A 500-nucleotide genomic window follows, 5' to 3' on the forward strand; every position below is an offset into this window, starting at 1 on the left:
TCATTCGTACTGTATTTATCCATCGCGGCACCAATCAATAAATGACTGGTCAGTTCCATTTGGCAAACCATTCTGACCATCGGCCACGCTGATTCGCCTGCGGTAGTGATGGGTTTGGTAAAGGCTTCGGTATTTTCGGCTGTGTCAGGGGCGCGCCAGACAACACCATCAACCCCAAGCAGTTGCAGCCCACACCAGCGCGGATGTTCAGCATCCTGATGCCAGAGTCGCTGGGTTTGATGAAATACTTGCCGCATTGCTTCAGAGCCTAAGCGCTGCCTACCTTGTACGACGGCACTTGGTGAACGCAATTTGCATTTTATCGGCAATGCTCCAGACATCTTTGCCACGGTACAACGCCATTCCGAGCACAACCATCACAAGAGATTCTAAAGGCAAACGACGGCGCCGGACGGTTGCAACCCCTGCCTCCTGCAGACATTGGCTGATGAACTCTTCTGGCAACAATTGCTGAAGCGCACCGGCTTCGATGTTTGGGA

Annotated in this window: 1 protein-coding gene and 1 pseudogene; both read right to left on the reverse strand. The window is 52.6% G+C overall.

From position 1 onward, the window contains the following. Positions 1-257: pseudogene (locus EOE67_RS20305) on the reverse strand (IS4 family transposase); the annotation flags it as partial. A gap of 22 nt (positions 258-279) precedes the next feature. Next, a partial coding sequence (locus tag EOE67_RS20310; protein WP_206099685.1) for a transposase domain-containing protein occupies positions 280-500 on the reverse strand: 221 nt, incomplete at its 5' end.

This window comes from Rheinheimera riviphila (assembly GCF_004005945.1).
GTDB lineage: Bacteria > Pseudomonadota > Gammaproteobacteria > Enterobacterales > Alteromonadaceae > Pararheinheimera > Pararheinheimera riviphila.